This is a genomic window from Thioclava sp. L04-15 (assembly GCF_002020275.1).
Classification (GTDB): Bacteria; Pseudomonadota; Alphaproteobacteria; order Rhodobacterales; family Rhodobacteraceae; genus Thioclava; species Thioclava marina.
In genome coordinates, this window is the sequence record NZ_MPZW01000005.1 from 1 (window position 1) to 22,500 (window position 22,500).

26 protein-coding genes and 1 tRNA gene are annotated in these 22,500 nt (G+C 64.6%); 10 read left to right on the top strand and 17 right to left on the bottom strand.

From position 1 onward, the window contains the following. Nucleotides 1–465 precede the first annotated feature (465 nt). The 6 genes from pssA to BMI90_RS11860 all read right to left on the bottom strand — a co-directional run bounded on the left by pssA (nucleotide 466) and on the right by BMI90_RS11860 (nucleotide 4,223). Complete coding sequence (pssA, locus tag BMI90_RS11835; protein WP_078529648.1) at nucleotides 466–1,212, bottom strand: CDP-diacylglycerol--serine O-phosphatidyltransferase; 747 nt, start codon at nucleotides 1,210–1,212, stop codon at nucleotides 466–468. A gap of 18 nt (nucleotides 1,213–1,230) precedes the next feature. Then, nucleotides 1,231–1,929 carry a phosphatidylserine decarboxylase gene (locus BMI90_RS11840; RefSeq protein ID WP_078529650.1) on the bottom strand — a complete coding sequence of 233 codons (699 nt, stop codon included), beginning with the start codon at nucleotides 1,927–1,929 and terminating at the stop codon, nucleotides 1,231–1,233. A 361-nt stretch (nucleotides 1,930–2,290) separates the two neighbouring features. Next, nucleotides 2,291–2,788: a 30S ribosomal protein S9 gene (rpsI, locus tag BMI90_RS11845; protein WP_078529652.1), complete on the bottom strand. Its 498-nt coding sequence runs from the start codon at nucleotides 2,786–2,788 to the stop codon at nucleotides 2,291–2,293. A gap of 2 nt (nucleotides 2,789–2,790) precedes the next feature. Continuing rightward, entirely contained in the window at nucleotides 2,791–3,252 is a 462-nt protein-coding gene (gene rplM / locus BMI90_RS11850) for a 50S ribosomal protein L13 (protein ID WP_038076501.1), read from the bottom strand. A 164-nt stretch (nucleotides 3,253–3,416) separates the two neighbouring features. Beyond that, a complete protein-coding gene (locus tag BMI90_RS11855; RefSeq protein WP_146671282.1) occupies nucleotides 3,417–3,788 on the bottom strand; it encodes a hypothetical protein in 372 nt (123 codons plus the stop codon). Nucleotides 3,789–3,794: 6 nt separating this feature from the next. Beyond that, entirely contained in the window at nucleotides 3,795–4,223 is a 429-nt protein-coding gene (locus BMI90_RS11860) for a PaaI family thioesterase (protein ID WP_078529656.1), read from the bottom strand. Between the two features lie 63 nt (nucleotides 4,224–4,286). Between BMI90_RS11860 and BMI90_RS11865 the strand changes: the two genes are divergently transcribed. Next, the gene (locus BMI90_RS11865; protein ID WP_078529658.1) at nucleotides 4,287–5,075 is read left to right on the top strand and encodes an enoyl-CoA hydratase; all 789 of its coding nucleotides are present in this window, start codon (nucleotides 4,287–4,289) and stop codon (nucleotides 5,073–5,075) included. Nucleotides 5,076–5,087: 12 nt separating this feature from the next. On the opposite strand, the gene proB is transcribed toward BMI90_RS11865, so the two are convergent. From proB to bamE, 9 genes are all read right to left on the bottom strand, one after another. Further along, nucleotides 5,088–6,206, bottom strand: a complete 1,119-nt coding sequence (proB, locus tag BMI90_RS11870; protein WP_078529659.1) for a glutamate 5-kinase — start codon at nucleotides 6,204–6,206, stop codon at nucleotides 5,088–5,090. Then, nucleotides 6,194–7,219, bottom strand: coding sequence for a GTPase ObgE (gene obgE / locus BMI90_RS11875; RefSeq protein ID WP_078529661.1), 1,026 nt, complete (start codon nucleotides 7,217–7,219; stop codon nucleotides 6,194–6,196). The genes proB and obgE overlap by 13 nt, the downstream gene beginning before the upstream one ends. Nucleotides 7,220–7,312: 93 nt before the next feature. Next, on the bottom strand, nucleotides 7,313–7,849 hold the full coding sequence (locus tag BMI90_RS11880) for a GNAT family N-acetyltransferase (protein WP_078529663.1): 537 nt from the start codon (nucleotides 7,847–7,849) through the stop codon (nucleotides 7,313–7,315). A 208-nt stretch (nucleotides 7,850–8,057) separates the two neighbouring features. Further along, nucleotides 8,058–8,327, bottom strand: a complete 270-nt coding sequence (gene rpmA / locus BMI90_RS11885; protein WP_038079481.1) for a 50S ribosomal protein L27 — start codon at nucleotides 8,325–8,327, stop codon at nucleotides 8,058–8,060. A 12-nt stretch (nucleotides 8,328–8,339) separates the two neighbouring features. Next, on the bottom strand, nucleotides 8,340–8,972 hold the full coding sequence (locus BMI90_RS11890; protein WP_078529665.1) for a 50S ribosomal protein L21: 633 nt from the start codon (nucleotides 8,970–8,972) through the stop codon (nucleotides 8,340–8,342). Between the two features lie 195 nt (nucleotides 8,973–9,167). Further along, nucleotides 9,168–10,265 carry a CaiB/BaiF CoA-transferase family protein gene (locus BMI90_RS11895; RefSeq protein WP_078529667.1) on the bottom strand — a complete coding sequence of 366 codons (1,098 nt, stop codon included), beginning with the start codon at nucleotides 10,263–10,265 and terminating at the stop codon, nucleotides 9,168–9,170. 141 nt (nucleotides 10,266–10,406) lie between these two features. Continuing rightward, on the bottom strand, nucleotides 10,407–12,230 hold the full coding sequence (locus BMI90_RS11900) for an ATP-binding cassette domain-containing protein (RefSeq protein WP_078529669.1): 1,824 nt from the start codon (nucleotides 12,228–12,230) through the stop codon (nucleotides 10,407–10,409). Between the two features lie 151 nt (nucleotides 12,231–12,381). Further along, a complete protein-coding gene (locus BMI90_RS11905; protein ID WP_246831546.1) occupies nucleotides 12,382–13,101 on the bottom strand; it encodes a GNAT family N-acyltransferase in 720 nt (239 codons plus the stop codon). Between the two features lie 54 nt (nucleotides 13,102–13,155). Beyond that, nucleotides 13,156–13,611 (bottom strand): outer membrane protein assembly factor BamE, encoded by a 456-nt coding sequence (gene bamE, locus BMI90_RS11910; protein ID WP_078529961.1) that lies wholly within the window; start codon nucleotides 13,609–13,611, stop codon nucleotides 13,156–13,158. 168 nt (nucleotides 13,612–13,779) lie between these two features. Here bamE and BMI90_RS11915 point away from each other — a divergent pair, with 168 nt between their 5' ends. The 8 genes from BMI90_RS11915 to BMI90_RS11950 all read left to right on the top strand — a co-directional run bounded on the left by BMI90_RS11915 (nucleotide 13,780) and on the right by BMI90_RS11950 (nucleotide 19,556). Continuing rightward, nucleotides 13,780–14,367, top strand: a complete 588-nt coding sequence (locus tag BMI90_RS11915; protein WP_078529671.1) for a DUF177 domain-containing protein — start codon at nucleotides 13,780–13,782, stop codon at nucleotides 14,365–14,367. Nucleotides 14,368–14,594: 227 nt separating this feature from the next. Continuing rightward, complete coding sequence (gene rpmF / locus BMI90_RS11920; RefSeq protein WP_038079477.1) at nucleotides 14,595–14,801, top strand: 50S ribosomal protein L32; 207 nt, start codon at nucleotides 14,595–14,597, stop codon at nucleotides 14,799–14,801. A 78-nt stretch (nucleotides 14,802–14,879) separates the two neighbouring features. After that, nucleotides 14,880–15,998: a phosphate acyltransferase PlsX gene (gene plsX / locus BMI90_RS11925; RefSeq protein ID WP_093470102.1), complete on the top strand. Its 1,119-nt coding sequence runs from the start codon at nucleotides 14,880–14,882 to the stop codon at nucleotides 15,996–15,998. Beyond that, the gene (locus BMI90_RS11930) at nucleotides 15,995–16,969 is read left to right on the top strand and encodes a beta-ketoacyl-ACP synthase III (protein WP_078529675.1); all 975 of its coding nucleotides are present in this window, start codon (nucleotides 15,995–15,997) and stop codon (nucleotides 16,967–16,969) included. The genes plsX and BMI90_RS11930 overlap by 4 nt, the downstream gene beginning before the upstream one ends. Nucleotides 16,970–17,076: 107 nt before the next feature. Next, on the top strand, nucleotides 17,077–17,376 hold the full coding sequence (gene ihfA / locus BMI90_RS11935) for an integration host factor subunit alpha (RefSeq protein WP_038079475.1): 300 nt from the start codon (nucleotides 17,077–17,079) through the stop codon (nucleotides 17,374–17,376). A gap of 38 nt (nucleotides 17,377–17,414) precedes the next feature. Next, the gene (locus BMI90_RS11940) at nucleotides 17,415–18,248 is read left to right on the top strand and encodes a MerR family transcriptional regulator (protein WP_078529677.1); all 834 of its coding nucleotides are present in this window, start codon (nucleotides 17,415–17,417) and stop codon (nucleotides 18,246–18,248) included. A gap of 86 nt (nucleotides 18,249–18,334) precedes the next feature. Continuing rightward, nucleotides 18,335–18,412: transfer RNA gene (locus BMI90_RS11945), tRNA-Pro, on the top strand. A gap of 61 nt (nucleotides 18,413–18,473) precedes the next feature. Next, nucleotides 18,474–19,556 carry a 2'-deoxycytidine 5'-triphosphate deaminase gene (locus tag BMI90_RS11950; protein WP_078529679.1) on the top strand — a complete coding sequence of 361 codons (1,083 nt, stop codon included), beginning with the start codon at nucleotides 18,474–18,476 and terminating at the stop codon, nucleotides 19,554–19,556. 66 nt (nucleotides 19,557–19,622) lie between these two features. On the opposite strand, the gene BMI90_RS11955 is transcribed toward BMI90_RS11950, so the two are convergent. Both BMI90_RS11955 and dksA read right to left on the bottom strand, forming a co-directional pair. Continuing rightward, the gene (locus tag BMI90_RS11955; protein ID WP_078529681.1) at nucleotides 19,623–20,792 is read right to left on the bottom strand and encodes an FAD-dependent monooxygenase; all 1,170 of its coding nucleotides are present in this window, start codon (nucleotides 20,790–20,792) and stop codon (nucleotides 19,623–19,625) included. A gap of 116 nt (nucleotides 20,793–20,908) precedes the next feature. Continuing rightward, nucleotides 20,909–21,331, bottom strand: a complete 423-nt coding sequence (dksA, locus tag BMI90_RS11960) for an RNA polymerase-binding protein DksA (RefSeq protein ID WP_038079468.1) — start codon at nucleotides 21,329–21,331, stop codon at nucleotides 20,909–20,911. 234 nt (nucleotides 21,332–21,565) lie between these two features. Here dksA and BMI90_RS11965 point away from each other — a divergent pair, with 234 nt between their 5' ends. Beyond that, the gene (locus tag BMI90_RS11965) at nucleotides 21,566–22,408 is read left to right on the top strand and encodes a MoxR family ATPase (RefSeq protein WP_078529683.1); all 843 of its coding nucleotides are present in this window, start codon (nucleotides 21,566–21,568) and stop codon (nucleotides 22,406–22,408) included. Nucleotides 22,409–22,500: the final 92 nt, after the last annotated feature.

Here is a 22,500-nt window from a genome sequence, read left to right on the forward strand (position 1 = left end):
AGCTGACACTCAAATCATCGGCCGAAGCCTATTGAGCCGATATGCTCCGGTTCGCGTCGTATATGACCAAACCGCCCGCATATCTCTTCAGATATCCATCAATGTCAAAGAGCGTGAGGCGAAAAAGAACCGGAAGCGCTCACTTGAAGCGCGCCCCGCTCTCAAACCTCAGTAGTTTTCGTTGCCTTCCGTGTCAGCGTCGCTGGCCCTTCCGGCGCCCCGTTGCGGTGTGTTCCGCTTCGGTGAGGGGGGTTCTACGCATACCGGCTGGGGTCCGCAAGAGGTTTTTTCTAGAAACCCTCACTTTTTTCACCGGGCCCTTATTTCCTTGATCAAAATGGGAGCAGAAAATGAAAACGGGGGCCTGCACGCCCCCGTTCCTTCCCCCCCTGCCCCAAGGTCAGGCTAATCTTTTGCGAGTCAAAAGCCCGTTCCGGGCGACTCGTAGCCCCGGTCCGCCCCGAGTCATCCCCGCAAAAGCCGCCCGCGCGCCTTCCAAATCGCCGGAACCAGCATCGCGACGTAGATCGCGGCCAGAATCACCATCAGGAGCCAGATTCGCGTAAACACCATCCCGACCGCGATCACCGTTCCGATGAGTAGGAAACCGACCGCGCCGCGCGGGATCCGCATTGCCTTGGGCGAAAAGGTCTTGATCCGCGAGATCATCAGGATCCCGACGAAGCCCAGCCAGAAGGCCACCAGCACCGGCACGGCACGTGCATCGCCAAGCTCTGCGAAGGTCACGAACATCGGCAAGAGCGCGAGCCCTGCACCCGCGGGGGCCGGCACCCCGGTGAAATGGCGCATCGAGTCGGGCTCCGAGCGCATCACGTTGAAACGCGCGAGCCGCAAGCAGGCCGCCCCGACATAGACCAGGACGAAGATCCATCCGAACGCGTGAGTTTCTCCCAAGGCAAAACGGTAGAGAAGCAGACCGGGCGCCACGCCGAAGCAGAGGAAGTCGGACAGGCTGTCGAGCTCGGCCCCGAAATCCGACGTCGCCTTGAGACGGCGCGCGAGGAGCCCGTCCATCCCGTCGATCAGAGCCGAGAGAAGGATCAGGGCCACCGCCAACTCGAAACGGTCATCCATCGCGAAGCGGATCGAGGTCAGCCCGATCCCCATCCCCGCGATCGTGACCAGATTGGGCACGAGTTGCAGAAACGGCATCCGGTCCTTTTCGTGCGGCTCGAGGTCGTGATCCTGCATCCCTGCCCCTCCTTGTCGTCAGCGAACGCCGCCAGAGCGCGCCGGTTCCGAGCCCTCGAGATCCGCAAGCACCGTCTCGCCCGCGATCATCGTCTGGCCGATGCAGACCAGAGGCTCCACCCCGTTGGGGAGGTAGATATCGAGGCGCGAGCCGAAACGGATCAGGCCGAAGCGCTCACCCGTCATCAGGGTCTGGCCTTCTTTCGTCCAGCACAGGATGCGGCGCGCGACGAGGCCCGCGATCTGGACGACACCGTATTGACGCCCGTCGGGCAGAACCACCGCCATTCCGTTGCGCTCATTGTCCGAACTCGCCTTGTCGAGAGAGGCGTTGAGGAACTTGCCGGGTCGATAGGCCACTTTCGAGATACGACCCGCAGCGGGCAAACGGTTCACATGGCAATTGAAGACCGACATGAAGACCGAGATCCGCGTCATCGGTTGATCGCCCAGCCCCAGCTCGGCCGGCGGCACGGCGGGCTCGAGAAGCGAAACCACCCCATCGGCCGGAGAGACCATCAGCCCCTCGCGCGTGGGCGTCACCCGCTCGGGGTCACGGAAGAAGTAATAGCACCAGACAGTCAGGCCGACCCCGATCCAGCCCAGGGGCTCCCAGATCAGGAACAGGACCAGCGTGATACCCGCGAAGATGGCGACGAACTTGCGCCCCTCGGGGTGCATCGGTTTGACGAAGGTGGAGAGCATGGAGACGGACATCGAAGCCTCATGAATTTCATTTGCCATTGTGCTTAGCGCATGGGGGGCACAATGCAAATCCCGCCGCCCCCGCTTTGTCGCGGCGTTGCGGACAGCAAGGGGGCGCTGCCCCCTCTTGGCTGCGCCATTCCGGCCCATCGCTTGCGCGATCCGGGCGTTCGGCGAGCGTCCTTCCACTGGATGGCCGCTATCTCCGCCTCACCCTCCGGGACATTTGGGCCAAGAGGAAGAGAACCCCGCACCTTCCTCTTGGCGTAAATATCCCGGGGGAGGCCCGGCACGGGCCGGGGGCAGCGCCCCCAAAGCAAAACGCGGCCCCGAGGGAGCCGCGTTTCGTAGTCGTGTGAAGGATCCAGCCGGATCAGCGCTTCGAGAACTGGAAGCTGCGGCGGGCTTTCGCCTTACCGTATTTCTTCCGTTCGACGACGCGCGAGTCACGGGTCAGGAAGCCCGCAGCCTTGAGCGCCGAACGCAGCGAGGGATCGTAAAGCTGGAGCGCTTTCGAGATGCCGTGCTTCACCGCACCGGCCTGGCCCGAGAGGCCACCGCCTGCGACGGTCGCGTAGACGTCGAACTGACCTTCCACATTGGCGACTTCGAAGGGCTGGTTCACGATCAGCTGGAGCACCGGACGCGCGAAATAGGCGTTCATCTCCTTGCCGTTCACTTCCACCTTGCCGGTGCCGGGCTTCACCCAGACGCGGGCGACAGCGTCTTTACGCTTGCCGGTGGCATAGGCACGGCCCTGTGCGTCGCGCACGGGCTCGCGCGGAGCGGCGGTTTCGGTTTCGGTCGCTACAGCTTCCGAACCGGATACGACCGATTTCAGATCGTCGAGGGTCTTGATTTCGTCGGCCATGATCAGCTCCGGGTGTTCTTCTTGTTCATCGACTTGACGTCGAGAACTTCAGGCTGTTGCGCTTCATGCGGATGCTCGGCGCCGGCATAGACGCGCAGGTTCGACATCTGCGCACGGCCCAGACGGTTGCGCGAGATCATACGCTCGACCGCCTTGATCACCACGCGCTCGGGATGCGCGCCCTCGAGGACCTGGCGCGCGGTGCGCGACTTGATCCCGCCGGGGTGGTTGGTGTGCCAGTAGTAGGTTTTGTCGTCACGCTTCTTGCCGGTCATCTGCACCTTGTCGGCGTTGATGACGATGACGTTGTCGCCCATGTCCATGTGCGGTGTGAAGGTGGCCTTGTGCTTGCCACGCAGACGCATTGCGACGATCGAGGCGAGACGGCCCAGCACGACGCCTTCAGCGTCGATGATGACCCATTTCTTTTCGATCTCCGCGGGTTTTGCGGTGTAGGTTTTCATCTGTGATCTGCCCTTGTGGGGAGTTTCGAATTCTGATGCGGGCTTTTGCGCGATTCCGAACCGCTTTTCAAGGGTTATGGTCGCAATTTTACCAAGCAAAAACAAAGTGGTAAAAAATAGGTATAAAAATACCCCATGGATTCACGCGGTTTGACGCCCTTTCGTCACTCCGCATTCTGCAAGAGTGCCGCATCGACCTCCGCCAGTGCCCGTTCCGCAGGCGCTCGCTTGCCAAACATCAAACTGGCGGCAATCCAGTAGAAGCGAAAGAACCGTGGCGCTTGCCAGACGAGCAAGAAGAACGCAGGCAACCCGAGAATGGCGAGCGCGATGACGGGCGCGAGCGACGCGCTGTCGAAGAGGATGAGCACAACCGCAGCGGTGAGCACGAAGGGCAAGACCAGAAAAGCCCACCAGACAGCCAGGCAAGCAGCGATTGGGAACATGGCGAACAACGGATAGCACATCGCCATTCGCAAACTGCGCGCCTCGGATCTCAGGCACCAAAAGCGAATGGTCTCCAGAAAGCGGATCAATGCCCCCTACCCCATCGCCTTGGGCGGGATCGAATAGGTCATGCTCGAGCGCGCCACGGGCCGGTCGTCTCCCTCCGAATAGATCAGCGCCTCGCCCACCGCGAGCACCCGACCCAGCTTCAACACCCGGATCTTCGCGATCAGATCCGCGCCCGCCACCGGCTTACGCATGAAATCGATGCTCGCATTGGTCGTCACCGCCAGCGCCACGCGCCCGATGCGTGCCAGGATCGCCATGTAGATCCCGACATCGGCCAGCGCGAACATGTTCGGCCCCGAGACCGTGCCACCCGGGCGCAAATGGCGGTCTTCCACCTTGAGCCGCACCACCAACTCTTCCTCGTTCAACGCGTCGATCTCGAAATCGCCCTTCACCTGCGGGAAGGCCTCGTCGAGAAACTCCGCAAGTTCCTCGCGATCCATTACCAGTGCCATGCGCCCTCCCCTTTTCTCTTTCTTCCGGCACCCCTAGAGTTTCGCCAAAGAGGAGGAGTTTCAATGACCGATCTGGTGATCCGCGAGGATAAGGGCGCCGTGGCGCATCTGACGATGAACAGTCCTGGCAGCCTCAACGCGCTGTCGGATGCGATGCTGGCGGCGCTGAAGGCGCGTTTTGCCGAACTGGCCGAGGATGGCGCGATCAAGGTCATCGTGCTGCGCGGCGCGGGCAAGGCGTTCTGCGCGGGCCATGACCTCAAGGAGATGCAGCGCGGGCGCGAGGGCGCCGATCACGGGCGCGCCTATTTCGCGGATCTGTTCTTTCGCTGCGCCGAGGTGATGCAGATGATCCCCGCCCTGCCGCAACCGGTGATCGCCGAGGCGCATGGGATCGCCACCGCCGCAGGCTGCCAGCTGGTGGCCTCCTGCGATCTGGCCGTCGCCGCCGAGGGCACGCGCTTTGGGGTGAACGGGGTGAATATCGGGCTGTTCTGCTCGACCCCGATGGTGGCGCTGAGCCGCAACGTGCCGCGCAAGGTGGCCTTCGAGATGCTGACCACGGGCGAGTTCATCGACGCCGCGCGCGCCCGCGAGGTCGGGCTGGTGAACCGCGTCGCCCCGCATGATCAGCTCGCGGCCGAGACCGAGAAGCTCGCGCAGACATTGGCGGGCAAGCTGGGCGCGGCGGTGAAGATCGGCAAGCGCGCCTTCTACGATCAGGCGAACATGGATCTGGCGCAGGCCTATGAGCACACGGCGGCCGTGATGGTCGAGAACATGCTCTGGCGCGACACCGCCGAGGGCGTTCAGGCCTTTATCGAGAAGCGCAAGCCGGACTGGGCGGAGTGAGCGGCTGAATAATCAGCCCACCACCATGTCGTCGCGATGGATCAGCGCCGCGCGGCCGGGATAGCCGAGGATCTCCTCGATCTCGCCCGAGCGGTGCCCCGCGATCTGGCGCGCTTCGTCGGCGGTGTAACGCACGAGCCCCTTTCCCAGCACGGCCCGATCCGGCCCCGCGATGGTCACCGGATCGCCGCGCCCGAAACGGCCGACGACCTTGGTGATCCCGGCAGGCAGCAGCGACTTGCCCGAGCGCAGCGCATTGGCCGCGCCTTCGTCCACGAACAGCTCGCCCCGTGGTTTCATCGCCGCGATCCAGCGTTTGCGCGCGACCTGCGGATCGCCCTCGGGCAGGAACCAACTGCACCGACCGCCCTGCTCCAACACACCTACGGGATGATCGGCGAACCCTTCGGCAATCGCCATCGCGCAACCGCCCGCCACCGCGACCTTGGCCGCCAAGAGCTTCGTCTTCATCCCGCCCTTTGAGAGGCCAGAGACGGGATCGCCCGCCATCGCCTCGATCTCGGGGGTGATGTGTTCGATCACCGGCAGATGCTCGGCGCTCGGATCGGTCTTGGGGTTGGCCGTGTAAAGCCCGTCCACATCCGACAACAGCAACAGTTGATCGGCCCCGATCGTGACCGCGATCTGGGCCGCCAACCGGTCGTTGTCGCCAAACCGGATTTCGTCGGTCGCGACCGTGTCATTCTCGTTCACGATCGGCACGACGCCCAGGGAAAGCAGTGTCTCCAGTGTCGCGCGCGAGTTGAGATAGCGCCGCCGATCCGCCGTGTCTTCCAACGTCACAAGAACCTGCGCGGTGTTCACGCCATGCGGCCCGAGCGCTTCCTCATAAGCGCGGGCAAGCCGGATCTGACCGACCGCCGCCGCCGCCTGACTTTGCTCGAGCGGCAGCGCACCGCCCGGCAGATCGAGAACCCGCCGCCCCAGCGCGATCGAGCCCGAAGAGACGATCACCACGCCTGTTCCGCGCGCGTGAAGCCCCGCTACATCCGCCGCGAGCGAGCGCAGCCACTCTTCACGCAAGCCACCCAGATCAACCAGCAATGCCGAGCCGATCTTGATGACGATCCGCTTCGCCTGCGCCAGCTCGGGCGCGCTCACGGTTGCCATGCTCCGCCCTCGTCTTCGGACGGCTGATCCTTCGAAATCCGCGCCCAGAGCGCGCGCAACACTTCCGGAACCCCCTGTTTCGACACGCCCGACATCAGGAAGACCCGGCCGCCCGACGCCTCCTCCAGCGCGGCCTTGCGTTCGGCAAGGGTCTCGGGATCGATCGCATCAATCTTGTTGAGCACCGTCACGCGCGGCTTCTCGGCAAGGATCGGCGAATAGGCCTCGAGTTCGTGGATAATGGTCTCCCAATCCGCAACGGGATCGTCGGACGTGCCATCGACGAGATGCAAGAGCACCGAGCACCGCTCGACATGGCCCAGGAACTGATCGCCCAACCCCCGGCCTTCCGAGGCGCCCTCGATCAGACCGGGAATGTCGGCCACCACGAATTCGCGCCCGTCGATACCGACGACGCCGAGATTGGGCACCAGCGTGGTGAACGGATAATCCGCGATCTTGGGGCGCGCGTTCGAGGTCGCCGCGAGAAAAGTCGACTTGCCGGCATTGGGCAGCCCCAACAGCCCCGCATCCGCAATGAGTTTCAGGCGCAGCCAGATCGTGCGCTCGACGCCCTCCTGCCCCGGGTTCGCGCGTTGCGGCGCCCGGTTGGTGGAGGATTTGAAATGCAGGTTGCCCCAGCCACCGTTGCCGCCCTTGGCGAGCAGAATGCGCTGCCCCACCTCGGTCATATCGGCGATCAGCGTCTCCTGATCCTCGTCGAGGATCTCCGTGCCGACCGGCACTTTGAGCACGACATCATCGCCATCCTTGCCCGTACGCTGCGAGCCCATGCCATGCTGGCCGGATTTCGCGAAGAAATGCTGCTGGTAGCGGAAATCGATCAGCGTGTTGAGACCCTCGACCGCTTCGACCCAGACCGAGCCCCCCCTGCCGCCATCGCCGCCATCGGGGCCGCCGAACTCGATATATTTCTCGCGCCGGAACGAGACGCAGCCAGCGCCCCCGCCGCCCGAGCGAATATAGACCTTGGCGAGATCGAGGAATTTCATAACTTTGCCCCTTGCTTGGCTAAGCCGCGGGGATACGCCGCCCGCGCGCGCAATTCAAGCGGCGCGTTGGGGGCGGCGCCCTCCCGGCGTTCCTCACATCTTGCGCAGATAGGTCCAGGTCGGCACGTGGCGGCCACGGGCGAGCGACCAGCTCTCGGCATCGCCAAGATATTCGAAGCCGCAGTTACTCAGGACGCGGGCCGATCCGGGATTGTCCTGAAAGACTTCGGCAAAGAGAGTGCGCGAGCCATGCGGGTTGGCCGCGACAATGGCCGCGACCGCCTCGGAGGCAAAACCGGTATTCCAGAACCCCGGCCCGACCCAATAGCCCACTTCGGACTGTCCGTCCTCGAGATGGGTCAGCGAGACGACGCCGAGAAGTTCCGCGAGACCGTGGCGCGAGCCATCAATCGCCCAGACATCCTCGATCCGATCCTCGGCCTGGGCGCGGGAGATGAAATTCTCGGACGTGCCCGGCGGTAGCGGATGCGGGATCGCGCGGGTGCCCTCGGCGACGCGTTTGTCACCCGCATACATCTCGATGAGACCGGCATCCGAGCGGCGCAGCGGGCGCAGCACGAAGCGCTCCGTCTCGATCACGGGTTGGGCGGAAATCGTCTCCTGATACATGGGCGCTCCTCCTCGAAACGCTAATGGCTCTGCGGCTCCTCCTTCCGCTCGGCCCTAATTTGAAAATAGGACAGGAAGATGACGGATCATCCCCCAGCCCGGAAATTTTCTCGCTGCTACTGCAAGTCTGTTCGGGCTGCGCCGCAACGAGAAAGGGGACCGGCCTTTCAGCCGATCCCCCTGATGTCTGACCTGTCGGTCGTTCGGGTTACTCGGCGGCCTCCGCGACCGGGAGAACCGAAACGAAGGTGCGGCCCTTGAGGCCTTTGTGGAAGGTGACAGCGCCTTCGGCGGTAGCGAAGATGGTGTGATCTTTGCCCATGCCGACGCCTTCACCCGGCCACCACTTGGTGCCGCGCTGACGCACGATGATGTTGCCCGGGTTGGCCGACTGGCCGCCGAACAGTTTCACGCCAAGGCGACGACCGGCAGAGTCGCGGCCGTTACGCGAAGAACCGCCTGCTTTCTTGTGTGCCATATCTGTCTCTCCTTATTTCGCGAGCTCTTTGGCCTGCTCGACCCAGTCGGGCTTGACCTTGGTGGCTTCGAAGGTTTCGGGATCGACCGCGGCGAGCTGGGCGAAGGTGGTGATACCCGCTTCGTTCAGCTTCTTCTCGGCCGCCGGGCCAAGACCGTTGATGACCTTCAGGTCGTCCGCTTCGGCGACGGAAGCCGCAGCTTCGGCCTTCGGCGCGGCTTTCGGGGCCGCGGCCTTGGCGGGCTTCGCCGGAGCAGCCGACTGGCCACCATGCGCCGCACGACGTGCGATCGCGGTGCCCACGGCTTCCTTCACGCCCGACTTGTCCGCGCCGGTGGCGAGAACATCGGTGACGCGCAGCAGGGTGAGCTGCTGACGGTGACCACGGGTGCGCTGCGACGAGTGCTTACGACGACGCTTGTGATAGGTGATGACCTTGTCGGCCTTGATGTTGTCGATGACTTCCGCCTGCACGGCCGCACCTTCGACGAAGGGGGTGCCGAGCTGGGGCTTGTCGCCGCCGACCATCAGAATCTCGTTGAACTGGACTTTATCGCCAGCTTCGGCCGCGAGCAGTTCGACGCGCAGGATATCGCCCGCCTGAACCTTGTATTGCTTGCCGCCGGTCTTGAGGACCGCAAACATGGGTCTTTCCTTTTCTTCATCCGCGCCCTGTGGCCCCTTTCGGAGTTCCTGGACCCTGTCGGATCCGCCGTCGGACTGCGCGTTCCGTAAGGAACGGAGTTGCAAAAACGAGGCCCGGCGGAAAGAGACTCTCCGCCGGGTCGGGCTCATATCGGGGATCAGCCCCCGCCTGTCAAGGAAATTCGCCTGTTTTCTTTACGCGCTCCAGCGCGCGAGCGCCTGCGCGGCACTGATCCGATGCCCCTGCGGCCGTGCCTGCCCCGGCGTGGCCGAGAGCCGTGGCGCGGGCGCGGGCTGGGCGATACCCTCGAGGCTGACATAGGCACCGCGTTCCGCATTTTGCGGATGGGCGATCGCCTCGGCGATCGAGAGCACGGGCGTCGCGCAGGCATCGGTTCCCGCGAAGCACGCCGCCCAATGCTCCCGGCTCTCTTGAGCGAATCGCGCCGCCAGAACGGCGCACAGCTTCGGCCAGCGCGTCCGGTCCGCGCGATCGGGCAAACTCGCCGGATCAAGCCCGAGCCCGTCGATCAGCGCCGCCCAGAATTGCGGCTCTATCGCCCCCACGGCCATATATCCACCGCAGGAACACGCATAAACGGTATAGAACGGCGCGGCCCCGTCGAGCAGGTTCGCCTGCCGCCGGTCCTCCCATGCCTCCTGCCCGACCATGCCCGTGATCATCGCCATCAGATGCGCCACGCCATCCGTGATCGCACAATCGACGACCTGACCTTGCCCAGTCTCTCGCGCGCGCCAGAGTGCCGCCAGCATCCCGAATGCGAGATAGATGCCTCCCCCGCCGAAATCCCCCAGAAGGTTGAGCGGGATCGCGGGCGCCTCCCCTCCCATCGCGTGCAGCGCGCCGGTCAGCGAGAGATAGTTGATGTCGTGACCCGCCGCTTTCGCCAGCGGCCCCGTCTGCCCCCAGCCGGTCATCCGCCCATAGACCAGCGCCGGGTGATCCGCGAAATCCTCGGGCCCCAGACCCAACCGCTCCATCACGCCCGGGCGCATTCCCTCGATCAGCCCGTCAGCCCGCGCGATCAGCGCGCGCACAGCTTCCCGGCCAGCTTCGGATTTCAGATCGAGTTCGACCACGTCGCGGCCCCGGTCGAGCACATCGACCTCGAGCCCAAGCACATGGGTATCGGCCCCGCCCGAGCCCGGCCGCGCGATGCGGATCACCTCGGCCCCGAAATCGGCCAGACACATCGCAGCGAAGGGCGTCGGCCCCAGCCCCGAAATCTCGACGATGCGCAGGCCGTTGAGCGGTCCCTTGCCTTTGGTCATTCTCTGCCCCTCCCCAAGCTGGGGGTTTTGCACCCCGAGCCCCCCGCAGGATATTTCAGGCAGTTGGAAAGAGGAAAGCCTGCTTCCAACTGCTTCAAATATCCCCGCCGGAGGCATTCGACCCAGCCGCCCGAGCGCGGCTCAGGCCCTTTGCGCTTTCTCTTCCAGCTCGAGCCATTCCATCTCGGCGGCATCGAGCGCGCCTTGGCGTTCGGTCAACATTTCGGTCGCCTTGGCGAATTTCACCGGCTCGCGGGTGAAGAGATCGGGGTCGGAAAGCAGCTCGTTGATCTTGCCGATCTCGTGTTCGAGCTTTTCGATGATGCCGGGCAGCGCCTCGAGCCGGTGCTTCTCGGTGAAGCTGAGACCGGATTTCTTCGGTGCGGGCTTCTCTGTGGGTTTTGACTCGGGCCGCGGTGCCTCTTTCTTCGACACGGGCTTCATATCCGGCTCGGCCAGCGCCTTTTGAGCCTGATAGTCGCTCCAGCCACCCGCGTAGACCGTGGCCCGGCCATTGCCTTCCATCGCGATCGTCGTGGTGGCGACCCGGTCGATGAAGTCGCGGTCGTGGCTCACCAGCAGAACCGTGCCGTCATATTCGCCCAGCAGATCCTGCAGCAGGTCGAGCGTTTCCACGTCGAGATCGTTGGTCGGCTCGTCGAGGATCAGCAGGTTCGAGGGTCTCGCCATGATCCGCGCCAGCAGAAGCCGGGCGCGTTCGCCACCCGACAGCGCCCGGATCGGGCCGCGCGCCTGCTGCTCGTCGAAGAGGAAGTCCTTCAGATAGGCCACGACATGTTTGGGCGTGCCGCGCACCATGACCTGATCGGAGCGCCCCTTCACCGCCATGTCGGGATCGTTGACCAGCCCGTCCCAGAGCGTCTGCTCGGGATCGAGCGTGGCACGGGCCTGATCGAAAACCGCGATTTCGAGATTGGTGCCGAGCTTGACCGAGCCTTCATCGGGCGCGATCTCGCCGGTGAGCATTTTCAGAAGCGTCGTCTTGCCGACGCCATTCGGGCCGACAAAGGCCACGCGGTCGCCACGCAACACGCGCAGGTCGAAATCGCGCACGATCTGCTTGTCGCCGAAACTTTTCGACAGCGCCTTCGCCTCGATCACCCGTTTGCCCGATTGCGTACCGGCATCGAGTTCCATCGCGGCCACGCCCTGCCGCCGGATCTGGCTGGCGCGCTCTTCGCGCAGCGCCTGCAGCGCGCGCACGCGCCCCTGATTGCGCTTGCGCCGCGCCGAGATGCCCTCGACCGCCCAGCGGGCCTCGGCCTTGATCTTGCGATCGAGCTTGTGGCGCGCCTCGTCCTCTTCCGTCCAGACCTTCTCGCGCCATTCCTCGAAGGCTTCAAAACCCTGTTCGTTGCGTGCGACCTTCCCCCGGTCGATCCAGAGCGTCGCGCGGGTCAGCGCGCGCAGGAAGGCGCGGTCGTGCGAGATCAGCACGAAAGCGCGGCGGGTTTCACGCAACTGGTTTTCCAGCCAGGCGATCGCTTCGATATCGAGATGGTTGGTCGGTTCGTCGAGCAGCATCAGCTCGGGCGCCTCGGCCAGCAGCTTCGCCAGCGCCGCGCGGCGCCGTTCGCCGCCCGAGGCGGTCTCGACGGGCGTTTCGGCTTTGAACTTCAGCCCTTCGGCAACCATCTCGACTTTATAGGCCTCCGCCGGATCGAGGCCGGAGGCGGCGAAATCGCCCAAGGTCGCAAAACCCGACAGGTCGGGCTCCTGCTCCATATAGCCCACGGAAGTGCCCGGCGGCACGACGCGGGTGCCGTGATCGGGCTCGATCAGCCCCGCCATCACCTTCATCAGCGTCGACTTGCCCGAGCCATTGCGCCCGACCAGTGCGATGCGATCGCCTTGCTGCACAGTCAGCGAGAGGTCGTCGAATACGGGATTGCCGCCGAAGGTCAGCGAAATGTCGGTGAGTTGAAGAAGCGGTGCGCGAGCCATGGCTGCGAGCTAAGCGGGGCCCGCGGAAAGGTCAATGGGCTTGGGGCTGTCCATTGCTCTGGAACCTTCCTTTCCCTTCCCCTTGGAAAAAATATCCCCGCCGGAGGCTTCCGAACCCGCCGCGAGCGCAGGCCTGCGCCGGCGCCCCGCCCTACCCCGATAAGGCCCGCAAGCTCCGAAGTCGCGCCTCTGGAATCGCGGCGATCTCCAGCGCAGTGAAGACGTGGCAAGTGTCGAGATCCCGGTCGATCACCGCATGATCGGACACCCAGCCGCCCATGCCGAGATAGGATCTCAGGAGGGGCGGAAGTGCTGTCGGCTCGCCTGCCTCTCGAGCGAGTTGCCTGGGGTAGTCGACCCGCTCGGAGGCCTTGGGACGCGGACGCAGCCCGTCCGGGCCAAGCGCATGGGCCGCGAGATGGGCAAGGCCCGCGCGGTGTTGTTCCCACTCGGCCCCCGCGAAGGACGAACAACCGATCAGCAAATCCGCACCGGCCTCCTGCGCGATGCGGGTAATCGCGGCCCAGCCGAGACGCAGGGCATCGGGATCGCGAAGTCCCGGGCGGGTGCAGAATCGGCCGAGTTCGAGTACCGGGCCGGGCCAGTCTTCGAGCGGAGAGAGGTCGTAGAACTGCGCCGAGTAGCTTTTCCCAAGCGCTGCACCATCCAGCAGCGCAAGCAGGCGAAACCCGGCCACGGCACCGGATTCGTCCTCGATCAGCACATGGCGACAGACGGGATCGAAACTGTCGGCATCGTTGCCGCCTGCGCGAAAGGCCACGCTGCGCAGCGCCATCAGAGCCGCGCGCGCGGCGGGGCTGCGCGCCTCGTGCACACGATATTTTCCCTTGGAAAAACTCAGCCCTGACACGCGCTCTCCCACCCGCGCAGGCGGAATGCGGGCGTACTCACGCCCATCCCGCGATCAGTTGTTGCCGCTGCCCAGAAGCTGGCCGGCATTCACGCGACCGATCGAGCCGAGCAGCTGACGGATGAAGCTGATGCCCTTGACGTTGCTCTCGGTCACGCGGCGCGACAGCGTCACGACCTGGCCCTGTTCGAGGCCGAAGCGCTCGACATTGCTCACCACGCCCTTGTCGTTGAAGGAAATCGCGACGACCTCGCGGTTGATTTCCTGCGGGGCATGCCAGGTCACCGTTTTCCAGCGAGAACCGACATAGTACCAGCCGGAGCCTTCAAGCACGCCGGTCGAGCTGGGACGCCCGATCGCGGTGGCGACATCGTCTCGGGTGCTCTTGCCGACCTGAATCTGCGCGAGATCCTCGTCGATCGGCACGTAACCATGGTTGCGATAGATCGGCGAACAGGCCGAGGCGAGCATCACCATGCCGAAGGCAACCATCAGCGCGGCCTTGCGCATCATCGAACCGATCCCCACCTGCAACCCCCTCTTGCCTCTGCGTCTTTGGGCTTTTATCGACGCTTACAACATGACTGCGCCGCCCTCAAGCGCAACCGTCCGCAAGCGTCGTCGCTTGTGGTACGCTCGGACCCGTCGGACGGGCCAGGCCCCGTGAAAGGAATTGAGATGAGCACGCATCAGACCGAAGATCTGCCGCCCGCCCCGGAAGAACTCTGGAGCGCACCGATGCGCCTGGCCGATCTGCCTGCGCGCAAACCGACGCGCTTCGATATCAAGGCGGACGCGCCCACGCGCGCCGCGATTGCCGAATGGGCCGGGATCGTCGGGATCGAGGATTTGGGCCTGAAGGGCGAGCTTGCCCCACGCGGGCGCTCTGACTGGGATCTGCGCGCGACGCTCACGGCGCGGGTCGTTCAGGAATGCGTGATCACCCTCGCTCCGGTCACGACCGATCTGCGCGAGGAGGTCTCCCGGCGCTATCTCGCCGAGATGGAGTTTCCCAAGGCCGAAGAGGTCGAGATGCCCGAGGATGACAGCGCCGAGCCGCTGCCCGCCGTGGTCGATCTCGCGGTGGTGGCGATCGAGGCGCTGGAACTGGCGCTACCACTCTATCCGCGAGCCGAAGGGGCAGAGATCGAGGGCGCACAGGTCACCGAACCGGGCGCGCAGCCGATCACCGATGACGAGCTCAAGCCCTTTGCCAACCTGCGCGACCTGCTGGCCAAGCGCGACTCGGGCGATACGCAGGAGTGAATCACCCGGCCCGGAACAGCGGCCCGAAAGCCCCTCAGAAACGGCGAGAAAAAAGGGCTGAAAAAAGGCTTGCACGCAAAAAGAATCCGAGTATGTTCCCGGCCTCATTCGACGTTTGGCTTCGCACCCGAGGGCCGCTTCAGGCCAAGTGACGAAACCACAAGGAAAATCAGGGCTATAACGCCGCAACACGGGCTCTATGGCCCCCGAAACCCCGAGGTTGAGACATGGCTGTCCCTCAGAACCGAGTCACGCGCTCCCGCCGCAACATGCGCCGTGCGCACGACGCTCTCGTCGCCGCTAACCCGGCCGAATGCCCGAACTGCGGCGAACTCAAGCGCCCGCATCACGTCTGCGCTTCGTGCGGCCATTACGATGATCGTGAGATCGTCGCTATGACCGAAGAAGTCGATCTCGACGACGACGCGGCGTAAGCTGGTCGTCCCGCACCGCATGTCATGCCGAACACGCAGGACCAGCAGTCGACGGGAAACCAGATGACGGCCGCAGAGATGCAGGCCAGCCCGCAAGGCAAAGCGCCGGCGCAAGCCGGCGCTCTCGTCATTTCCATCGACGCGATGGGCGGCGATCTGGGCCCGGCGGCGACCCTTGGCGGGATCGCCAAGGCCGCCCGCGCCAACCCCGAACTTCGCTTCATCGTCCACGGGCCGCGTGAGCAGCTCGAACCGCTGATCGCCCAGCATGGTCTGGGTGAGCGCATCGACCTGCGCCATGCCGAGCGCGTGGTGACGATGGAGGACAAGCCCGCGCAGGTGATGCGCTCGGGCAAGGACACCTCGATGTGGTCCGCCATCGAATCGGTGCGCGCGCGTGAGGCCGATGTCGCGGTCTCCTGCGGCAATACCGGGGCGCTGATGGCGGTCTCGATGCTCCGCCTGCGCAAGATCCCCGGCGTGAACCGCCCCGCCATCGCCTCCTTCTGGCCCTCGCGCGGGCCTGCGGGTTGGAACGTCATGCTCGACATGGGCGCGGACGTGAAGGCCGATGCTGAAGATCTCCTGACCTATGCTCTGATGGGCTCGTCCTATGCGCGCAACGCGCTCGGGCTCGAGACGCCGCGCGTCGGCCTGCTCAATGTGGGCACCGAAGAGCACAAGGGTCGGGCCGAACTGAAGGAAGCCCATGAGCTGATCCGCAATGCCGAGAGCGCGGGCGGGCTGAAATTCGTGGGTTTCGTCGAGGGCAACGAACTGGCCGGCGACCGCGCCGACGTGATCGTGACCGACGGCTTTACCGGCAATGTGGCACTCAAGACCGGCGAAGGTACGGCGAAATTCGTCTCCTCGCTGATGAAAGAGGCGCTGACCTCGACGCTTCTGGCGAAGCTCGGCGCGCTTCTGGCGATGGGTGCGCTCAAGAAACTTCAGGCCAAGGTCGATCCGCGCCGCGCTAATGGCGGGGTTTTCCTCGGCCTCAACGGCACGGTGGTGAAGTCGCATGGCTCGGCCGATGCGACCGGTTTCGCGGCCGCGATCGAGCTGGCCGCGCGTCTCGCCAAATCGGGCTTCGGCGCGAAACTGGCGGCACGGGTTGCCTCCGCCCTGCCCTCGGGGCAGGATGTCGCAACCGGCGCAGACCCGGCACCAGAGAACAGCGAGAGCAGCCAATGACGATCAGATCCGTGGTGCGCGGCGTGGGCCATTACCTGCCCGAGCGCGTTGTCGAGAACGCCGAGTTCGAGAAGACGCTCGACACCACAGATGAATGGATCCGCTCGCGCACGGGGATCGAACGTCGCCACTTTGCCGCCGAGGGTGAGACCACTTCGCAGCTCGCGATCAAGGCCGCGCAGGCCGCGCTCGACGATGCCGGCATGACTGCCGATCAGATCGACGCGATCGTCGTTGCCACCTCTACCCCCGATCACACCTTCCCGTCCGTCGCGACCATGGTCCAGGCGGGCCTGGGCTCGACCACCGGCTTTGCCTATGACGTGCAGGCAGTCTGTGCGGGCTTCATCTTCGCGCTCACCAACGCCAACGGGCTGATCCTTTCGGGTCAGGCAGAGCGCGTGCTGGTGATCGGCGCCGAGACCTTCTCGCGGATCATGGACTGGACCGACCGGGGCACCTGCGTGCTGTTCGGCGACGGTGCGGGCGCGCTGATCCTCGAAGCGGCGGAGGGTACCGGCACCGCAAACGATCGCGGCATCCTCGCCTCCGACCTGCATTCCGACGGGCGCTACAAGGATCTGCTCTATGTCGACGGGGGTGTCTCCACCACCGGCACCGCGGGCCATCTGCGCATGCAGGGCAACGCGGTCTTCAAACATGCGGTCACCAAGCTCTCGGAAACCGCCCATGCTGCGCTCGACAAGATCGGGCTGAGCGGCGAGAATATCGACTGGATTGTGCCGCATCAGGCTAACCTGCGCATCATCTCGGCCACGGCTGAACGGATGCAGGTTCCGATGGATCGCGTCGTGGTCACAGTGCAAGATCACGGCAACACCTCGGCCGCCTCGATTCCGCTCGCCCTGTCGGTCGGCAAGGCGCGTGGCCAGATCAAGGAAGGCCAGATTGTCGTCACCGAGGCGATCGGTGGTGGCCTGGCGTGGGGCTCCGTCGTCCTGCGCTGGTAATTTCCCGCGCATCCGCCCAGTTCAATCCCGTCCTGCAAGTGCTTGATATTGACTCGGGATTTACGGTCCGTCACTGTGAGTGAAATCCAGTTATCCGGGGGGATACGATGTCGAAAACGCTTACGCGCATGGACCTGAGCGAAGCCGTCTTCCGTGAGGTGGGCCTGTCGCGCAATGAATCCGCCCAGCTCGTCGAGAGCGTACTGCAACACATGTCCGACGCGCTGGTGCGTGGCGAGACGGTGAAGATCAGCTCTTTCGGCACCTTCTCGGTGCGCGAGAAAGCCTCGCGCATGGGCCGCAATCCGAAAACCGGGGAAGAGGTTCCGATCTCGCCTCGCCGGGTGCTGTCCTTCCGCCCCTCGCACCTGATGAAGGATCGCGTCGCGGCCGGAAACGCGAAGTGACCGCGTATAGTGACCACGCGAAATAACGAGGCGCAGTGATGGGCAAATCCGCCGACGCGTTCCGGACGATCTCGGAAGTCGCCGAACTGCTCGACACCCCGACCCATGTTCTGCGTTTCTGGGAAAGCAAATTCCCCCAACTCAAACCCGTGAAGCGGGCCGGTGGCAGGCGTTACTATCGCCCCGGCGATGTGGCTCTTCTGGGCGGGATCAAGCATCTGCTCCATGAAGAGGGCATGACGATCCGCTCGGTGCAGAAGATGCTGCGCGAAGAAGGCATCCGCGAAGTCTCCGCCCAATCGACCGTGGTTCTTGACGACGAGAGCGCCGAAGCGCCCGCCAAAGCCGAACCGAAAGCACCGGCGCCGCAAGTATCGGCAGCTGTCGAGGCAATGCCCGTCGCGCCAATCGCCGAGGCTAAGCCGGTCGAGCCCGCCCCACCGGCATCCGCGCCCGAGACCGAGGCAGAGCCCGAAACACAGCCCGAGGTCGCGCTGGCCGCCCCCGAGGCGCCCTCCGTGCCGTCCAGCTCGGTCACGCCCTTCCCCCGTCCGACCGCTCCCGCGCAGCGCTCCTTCTTTGATGCGCCCGAGTCCGAGGTCGAAGAAGCCCCGATCGCGCTCGATGTGGAACCCGAGCCCGAGCCCCCCGCCCCGATCGTTTCGATGACGATCGAGCGCAAGCGAGAGCCGGTCGAGCCCAAGGACCGACCCTCGCTCGCGCGGCTCCTCCACAATCTGCGCCAACTCGATCCGGAGCGTTTGAGCCCGGCCGATCGCGGTGATCTGAGGATGCTTCGGCTGCGCGCCAAAGCCCTCCAGATCCGCCTCGCCCAGACGGCTTACCCAGACGCCGAAATCCGTCCGGACTGACGGGTCGGGGAACGTGACGGGCCAGATGAAATTTCTTCGCTTATCCGCTTGCACCCGGACGCGGCTTCGCTCTATATGCCCCTCGTCGGGCCGTGGCGCAGCCTGGTTAGCGCGTCCGTCTGGGGGGCGGAAGGTCGCGAGTTCGAATCTCGCCGGCCCGACCATCACGACAAACGCCCACCTCTTCGCAGGGGTGGGCGTTCGTGTATCCGCAGGAGGGATCGGATGACCATCGGCGTTCTGCCCGACACGATGCTGCAAGAGATGATTGCGCGCGGCGAGATCGCCGCAGAGCCCGCGATCATTCCCGAACAGATCCAGCCAGCAAGCCTCGATCTGCGGCTGGGCCGAGTGGCCTATCGCCTGCGCGCCTCCTTCCTCGCCGGCAAGGGACGCCGGGTGGAAGACCGACTCGATGATTTCGAGATGCATCGCATGGCGGTGACCGAAGACGGTGTCGTGCTCGAAAAGGGCTGCGTCTATCTTGTTCCGTTGATGGAGAGCCTGTCTCTGCCCGAGGGCATCACGGCAGTCGCCAATGCGAAGAGCTCGACCGGGCGGCTTGATCTGCTGACCCGCCTGATCACCGACGAGGGCACCGAGTTCGACCGTATCCCCGAGGGGTATCAGGGCCCGCTCTATGCCGAGATCTGCCCGCGCAGCTTCTCGGTCCTCGTGCGGCCGGGCATGCGGCTCAATCAGATCCGCTTCCGCGCCGGTCAGGCGGTACTCACGGATCCCGAACTGAAGATCCTGCACCAGCAGGAGCCGCTCGTCGACGGCGAGGCGGTGATCGATGAAGGCCTTGGCTTCTCAGTCGATCTGCGCCCCGCCGAGGGCGATCTGGTGGGCTACCGTGCCAAGCCCCATACAGGCGTGATCGATCTCGACCGGATCGCGCATTACCCGGCTTCGGATTTCTGGGAAGAGGTTCGTTCCGACGAGGGCCGGATCATCCTCGACCCCGGCGCGTTCTACATCCTCGTCAGCCGAGAGGCCGTGACGATCCCGCCCGATCATGCCGCCGAGATGGCCCCCTATCTTGCTATGGTAGGTGAGTTCCGCGTCCATTACGCGGGCTTCTTCGACCCGGGTTTCGGCCATGGCGCGACTGGCGGCGCGGGCTCGCGCGGTGTGCTGGAAGTGCGCTGCCACGAAGCGCCCTTCGCGCTCGAACATGGGCAGGTCGTGGGCCGTCTGGTCTATGAACGCATGGCCGAAGAGCCCAAACAGCTCTACGGCAAGGGCATTGCCTCGAATTACCAGGGTCAGGGGCTCAAACTCGCCAAGCATTTCCGGATGGGCTGAGCCTGGAAGGCGCGTCCTTCCAGCGAAAAGACGTACCGCGCCGAGGGTCGAACGAAGACGCTCGCCCTACTCCGCCCGAGTCACATCGTGCCCATAGATCCAGTCGAACCGCCCGACAAGCCGCTCGGGCGCGAAGCGCGAAGCGGCGCGCAACGCGAGATGGCCCAGCGTGCGCGGGGCCCCCGAGAGGTGATAGTTGCGCGCGTTCTTCGTGGCCGCATCGACGATCTTCTCGCAGCGATCGCGTCGCGCCTGCTGATAGGCCGCGAACGCCACCTCATCCTGCTCGTGGTGGGCCAGCGCATCGGCCAGAACCCAGGCATCTTCCATCGCCATTACCGCGCCTTGCGCAAGGAAAGGCAAAGTCGGATGGGCCGCATCACCGACGATCGCCGCTTTCGGTCCGAACCAGTGCTCGGCCACGGGGTGACGGAACAGCCCCCAGAGATACACTTTCTCAACCTGCGCGAGCCAATGCTGAACCGTCGGGCAGAACCCTGCAAAGGCGGTACGCAGGTTGATCGGGTCATCCTCGAGATTCCAGCTTTCCTCGACCCAGCGATGGCGCTCCTCGACGGCCACGATATTGCGCAGGCCTCCCCCCAGCGGATAGCTCACCAGATGCCGCCCCGCCCCCATGAAAACCTGCGCCACCTTGGGTTCGTCATCCGAGCAAGGGATCAGCGCGCGCCAGGCGACCTGATGGGTAAAGAAGGGCGCGACCCGGCCGTTGAGCGCCTGACGCACCTTCGAATGCAGCCCATCGGCGCCGATCAGCAGATCAGTCCGGATCTCGGTGCCTTGCCGCGTCACCAGCCGCGGCGCCTCACCTGCGAAGTCGACCTCCTCGATCTGCTGAAGCAGACGGATATGCACGCCCGCATCGCGCGCGCCCTCGGCCAGCAGGTCGATCAGCCGCGCGCGGTGGATGAAGTGGTAGCCCTCGCCCGGACGCAGCCGCGCCAGATCGAGCCGCGCCACCTGGCTGCCGGTCTCGCCATCGACAAGGCGCACCGCTTCGGCACAGGGTCCCGCCGCGTCCAGCGCTTCGGCCAGTCCCAGCGCCTTGAGAACACGCGCGCCATTGGGCGAGACCTGTAGCCCCGCGCCAACCTCGCGGATCGCGTCGGCCTGTTCGAGAACCTCGACCTCTGCGCCTCGCATCGCCAGAGCCCGTGCCACTGTCAGCCCCGCGATACCCGCGCCCAGCACCGTCACCTTGCGCCCGATCAGCATGGCCCCTCCTTCAAACGAGAACACCGGCACCTTCGCGGCACCGGTGTGAAAATTCCTTGAGCGAAATCAACTCTGCGCGCCGCGGCGCAAAGGATCGGCTGGCGTGCTTCGCGCGATCAGTCGTCGCGATGCACACGCTCGCGGCGCTCGTGCTTTTCCTGTGCTTCGAGCGTCATCGTGGCGATCGGACGGGCATCGAGGCGCTTGAGCGAGATCGGCTCTCCGGTCTTCTCGCAATAGCCGTATTCGCCATTGTCGATGCGGCGCAGCGCGGCGTCGATCTTCGAAACCAGTTTGCGCTGCCGATCACGGGTGCGCAGCTCGAGCGCGCGATCGGTCTCTTCGGATGCACGGTCGGCAATGTCGGGCACGTTGCGCGCCGATTCCGCGAGGCCTTCGAGCGTTTCGGCGGATTGTTCGAGAAGCTCGGATTTCCAAGCCAGCAGCTTGCGGCGGAAATATTCCAGCTGTCGATCATTCATGAAGGGTTCATCTTCGGCCGGACGATAGTCATCCGGAAGGAAAACCTCTGCTTTCATAGCTGCCCTCTCTGCCGTGCCGGGCGTCTCACTGTGATCAAAATTCGCCATCGGACACTCCTCGGGCGCTCACTTACCGCATGACGCTTAGGTTGTCACGCCTCGTTTCACCGCTTGGGGTTGTTTGCGCGTTCAAATCCTACGCTGCGCTTGCGGCAGGAATGGGGCGCGGCTAGTTTGCACCCGATCTGCGCAACATCCTTGCGCGCCCCCTGCCAGCCGGAGCCTGACACCGTGCAATTCCAATCGACCGATTCCTACGTTGCTCCGCCCGATCTGACAGTGGCGGTGAATGCCGCCGTAGCGCTCGAACGTCCGCTTCTGGTGAAGGGCGAGCCCGGCACCGGCAAGACGGAACTGGCACGGCAGGTGGCGGCAAGCCTGGGGATGGAAATGGTGGAATGGAACATCAAATCCACCACCAAGGCGCAGCAGGGGCTGTATGAATATGACGCCGTCAGCCGACTGCGCGACAGCCAGCTGGGCGACGAACGCGTCAATGACGTGAAGAACTACATCCGCAAGGGCAAGCTCTGGCAGGCCTTCGAGGCGGGACAGAAAGTCGTTCTGCTGATCGACGAGATCGACAAGGCCGATATCGAGTTCCCGAACGACCTTTTGCAGGAACTCGACAAGATGGAGTTCCATGTCTACGAGACCGGCGAAACGATCCGCGCAGCCCACCGCCCCGTCGTCATCATCACCTCGAACAACGAGAAGGAACTGCCCGACGCCTTCCTGCGCCGCTGCTTCTTCCACTACATCCGCTTTCCGGACGCGGAGGTGATGCGCCAGATCGTCGCCGTCCACTTCCCCGACATCAAGGACCGCCTGCTGACCGAGGCGCTGAGCCAGTTCTACGAGATCCGCGAGACGCCGGGCCTGAAGAAGAAGCCCTCGACGAGCGAGGTGCTCGACTGGCTGAAACTGCTGCTGGCCGAAGATCTGAACCCCGAGGACCTGAAACGCGAAGGCGCCAACCTGCTGCCGAAACTGCACGGGGCGCTGCTGAAAAACGAGCAGGACGTGCACCTGTTCGAACGGCTGGCGTTCATGGCGCGGCGGCAGGGGCGGTAGGCCGGATTGAGCGCTAATCACCTATCGTGAGCGCTGCGGCAGAGGGCGGCTTCGTGACGGGGCCGAAGGTTCCCAGGTGAACGGAATTGTAG

Bases quoted from the DNA above. Each gene is read 5' to 3' on its own strand.
- pssA (WP_078529648.1), bottom strand. From the start codon at position 1,212: ATGCAGGATCACGACCTCGAGCCGCACGAAAAGGACCGGATGCCGTTT.
- BMI90_RS11840 (WP_078529650.1), bottom strand. From the start codon at position 1,929: ATGTCCGTCTCCATGCTCTCCACCTTCGTCAAACCGATGCACCCCGAG.
- rpsI (WP_078529652.1), bottom strand. From the start codon at position 2,788: ATGGCCGACGAAATCAAGACCCTCGACGATCTGAAATCGGTCGTATCC.
- rplM (WP_038076501.1), bottom strand. From the start codon at position 3,252: ATGAAAACCTACACCGCAAAACCCGCGGAGATCGAAAAGAAATGGGTC.
- BMI90_RS11860 (WP_078529656.1), bottom strand. From the start codon at position 4,223: ATGGCACTGGTAATGGATCGCGAGGAACTTGCGGAGTTTCTCGACGAG.
- BMI90_RS11865 (WP_078529658.1), top strand. From the start codon at position 4,287: ATGACCGATCTGGTGATCCGCGAGGATAAGGGCGCCGTGGCGCATCTG.
- proB (WP_078529659.1), bottom strand. From the start codon at position 6,206: ATGGCAACCGTGAGCGCGCCCGAGCTGGCGCAGGCGAAGCGGATCGTC.
- obgE (WP_078529661.1), bottom strand. From the start codon at position 7,219: ATGAAATTCCTCGATCTCGCCAAGGTCTATATTCGCTCGGGCGGCGGG.
- BMI90_RS11880 (WP_078529663.1), bottom strand. From the start codon at position 7,849: ATGTATCAGGAGACGATTTCCGCCCAACCCGTGATCGAGACGGAGCGC.
- rpmA (WP_038079481.1), bottom strand. From the start codon at position 8,327: ATGGCACACAAGAAAGCAGGCGGTTCTTCGCGTAACGGCCGCGACTCT.
- BMI90_RS11890 (WP_078529665.1), bottom strand. From the start codon at position 8,972: ATGTTTGCGGTCCTCAAGACCGGCGGCAAGCAATACAAGGTTCAGGCG.
- BMI90_RS11895 (WP_078529667.1), bottom strand. From the start codon at position 10,265: ATGACCAAAGGCAAGGGACCGCTCAACGGCCTGCGCATCGTCGAGATT.
- BMI90_RS11900 (WP_078529669.1), bottom strand. From the start codon at position 12,230: ATGGCTCGCGCACCGCTTCTTCAACTCACCGACATTTCGCTGACCTTC.
- bamE (WP_078529961.1), bottom strand. From the start codon at position 13,611: ATGCGCAAGGCCGCGCTGATGGTTGCCTTCGGCATGGTGATGCTCGCC.
- BMI90_RS11915 (WP_078529671.1), top strand. From the start codon at position 13,780: ATGAGCACGCATCAGACCGAAGATCTGCCGCCCGCCCCGGAAGAACTC.
- rpmF (WP_038079477.1), top strand. From the start codon at position 14,595: ATGGCTGTCCCTCAGAACCGAGTCACGCGCTCCCGCCGCAACATGCGC.
- plsX (WP_093470102.1), top strand. From the start codon at position 14,880: ATGCAGGCCAGCCCGCAAGGCAAAGCGCCGGCGCAAGCCGGCGCTCTC.
- BMI90_RS11930 (WP_078529675.1), top strand. From the start codon at position 15,995: ATGACGATCAGATCCGTGGTGCGCGGCGTGGGCCATTACCTGCCCGAG.
- ihfA (WP_038079475.1), top strand. From the start codon at position 17,077: ATGTCGAAAACGCTTACGCGCATGGACCTGAGCGAAGCCGTCTTCCGT.
- BMI90_RS11940 (WP_078529677.1), top strand. From the start codon at position 17,415: ATGGGCAAATCCGCCGACGCGTTCCGGACGATCTCGGAAGTCGCCGAA.
- BMI90_RS11950 (WP_078529679.1), top strand. From the start codon at position 18,474: ATGACCATCGGCGTTCTGCCCGACACGATGCTGCAAGAGATGATTGCG.
- BMI90_RS11955 (WP_078529681.1), bottom strand. From the start codon at position 20,792: ATGCTGATCGGGCGCAAGGTGACGGTGCTGGGCGCGGGTATCGCGGGG.
- dksA (WP_038079468.1), bottom strand. From the start codon at position 21,331: ATGAAAGCAGAGGTTTTCCTTCCGGATGACTATCGTCCGGCCGAAGAT.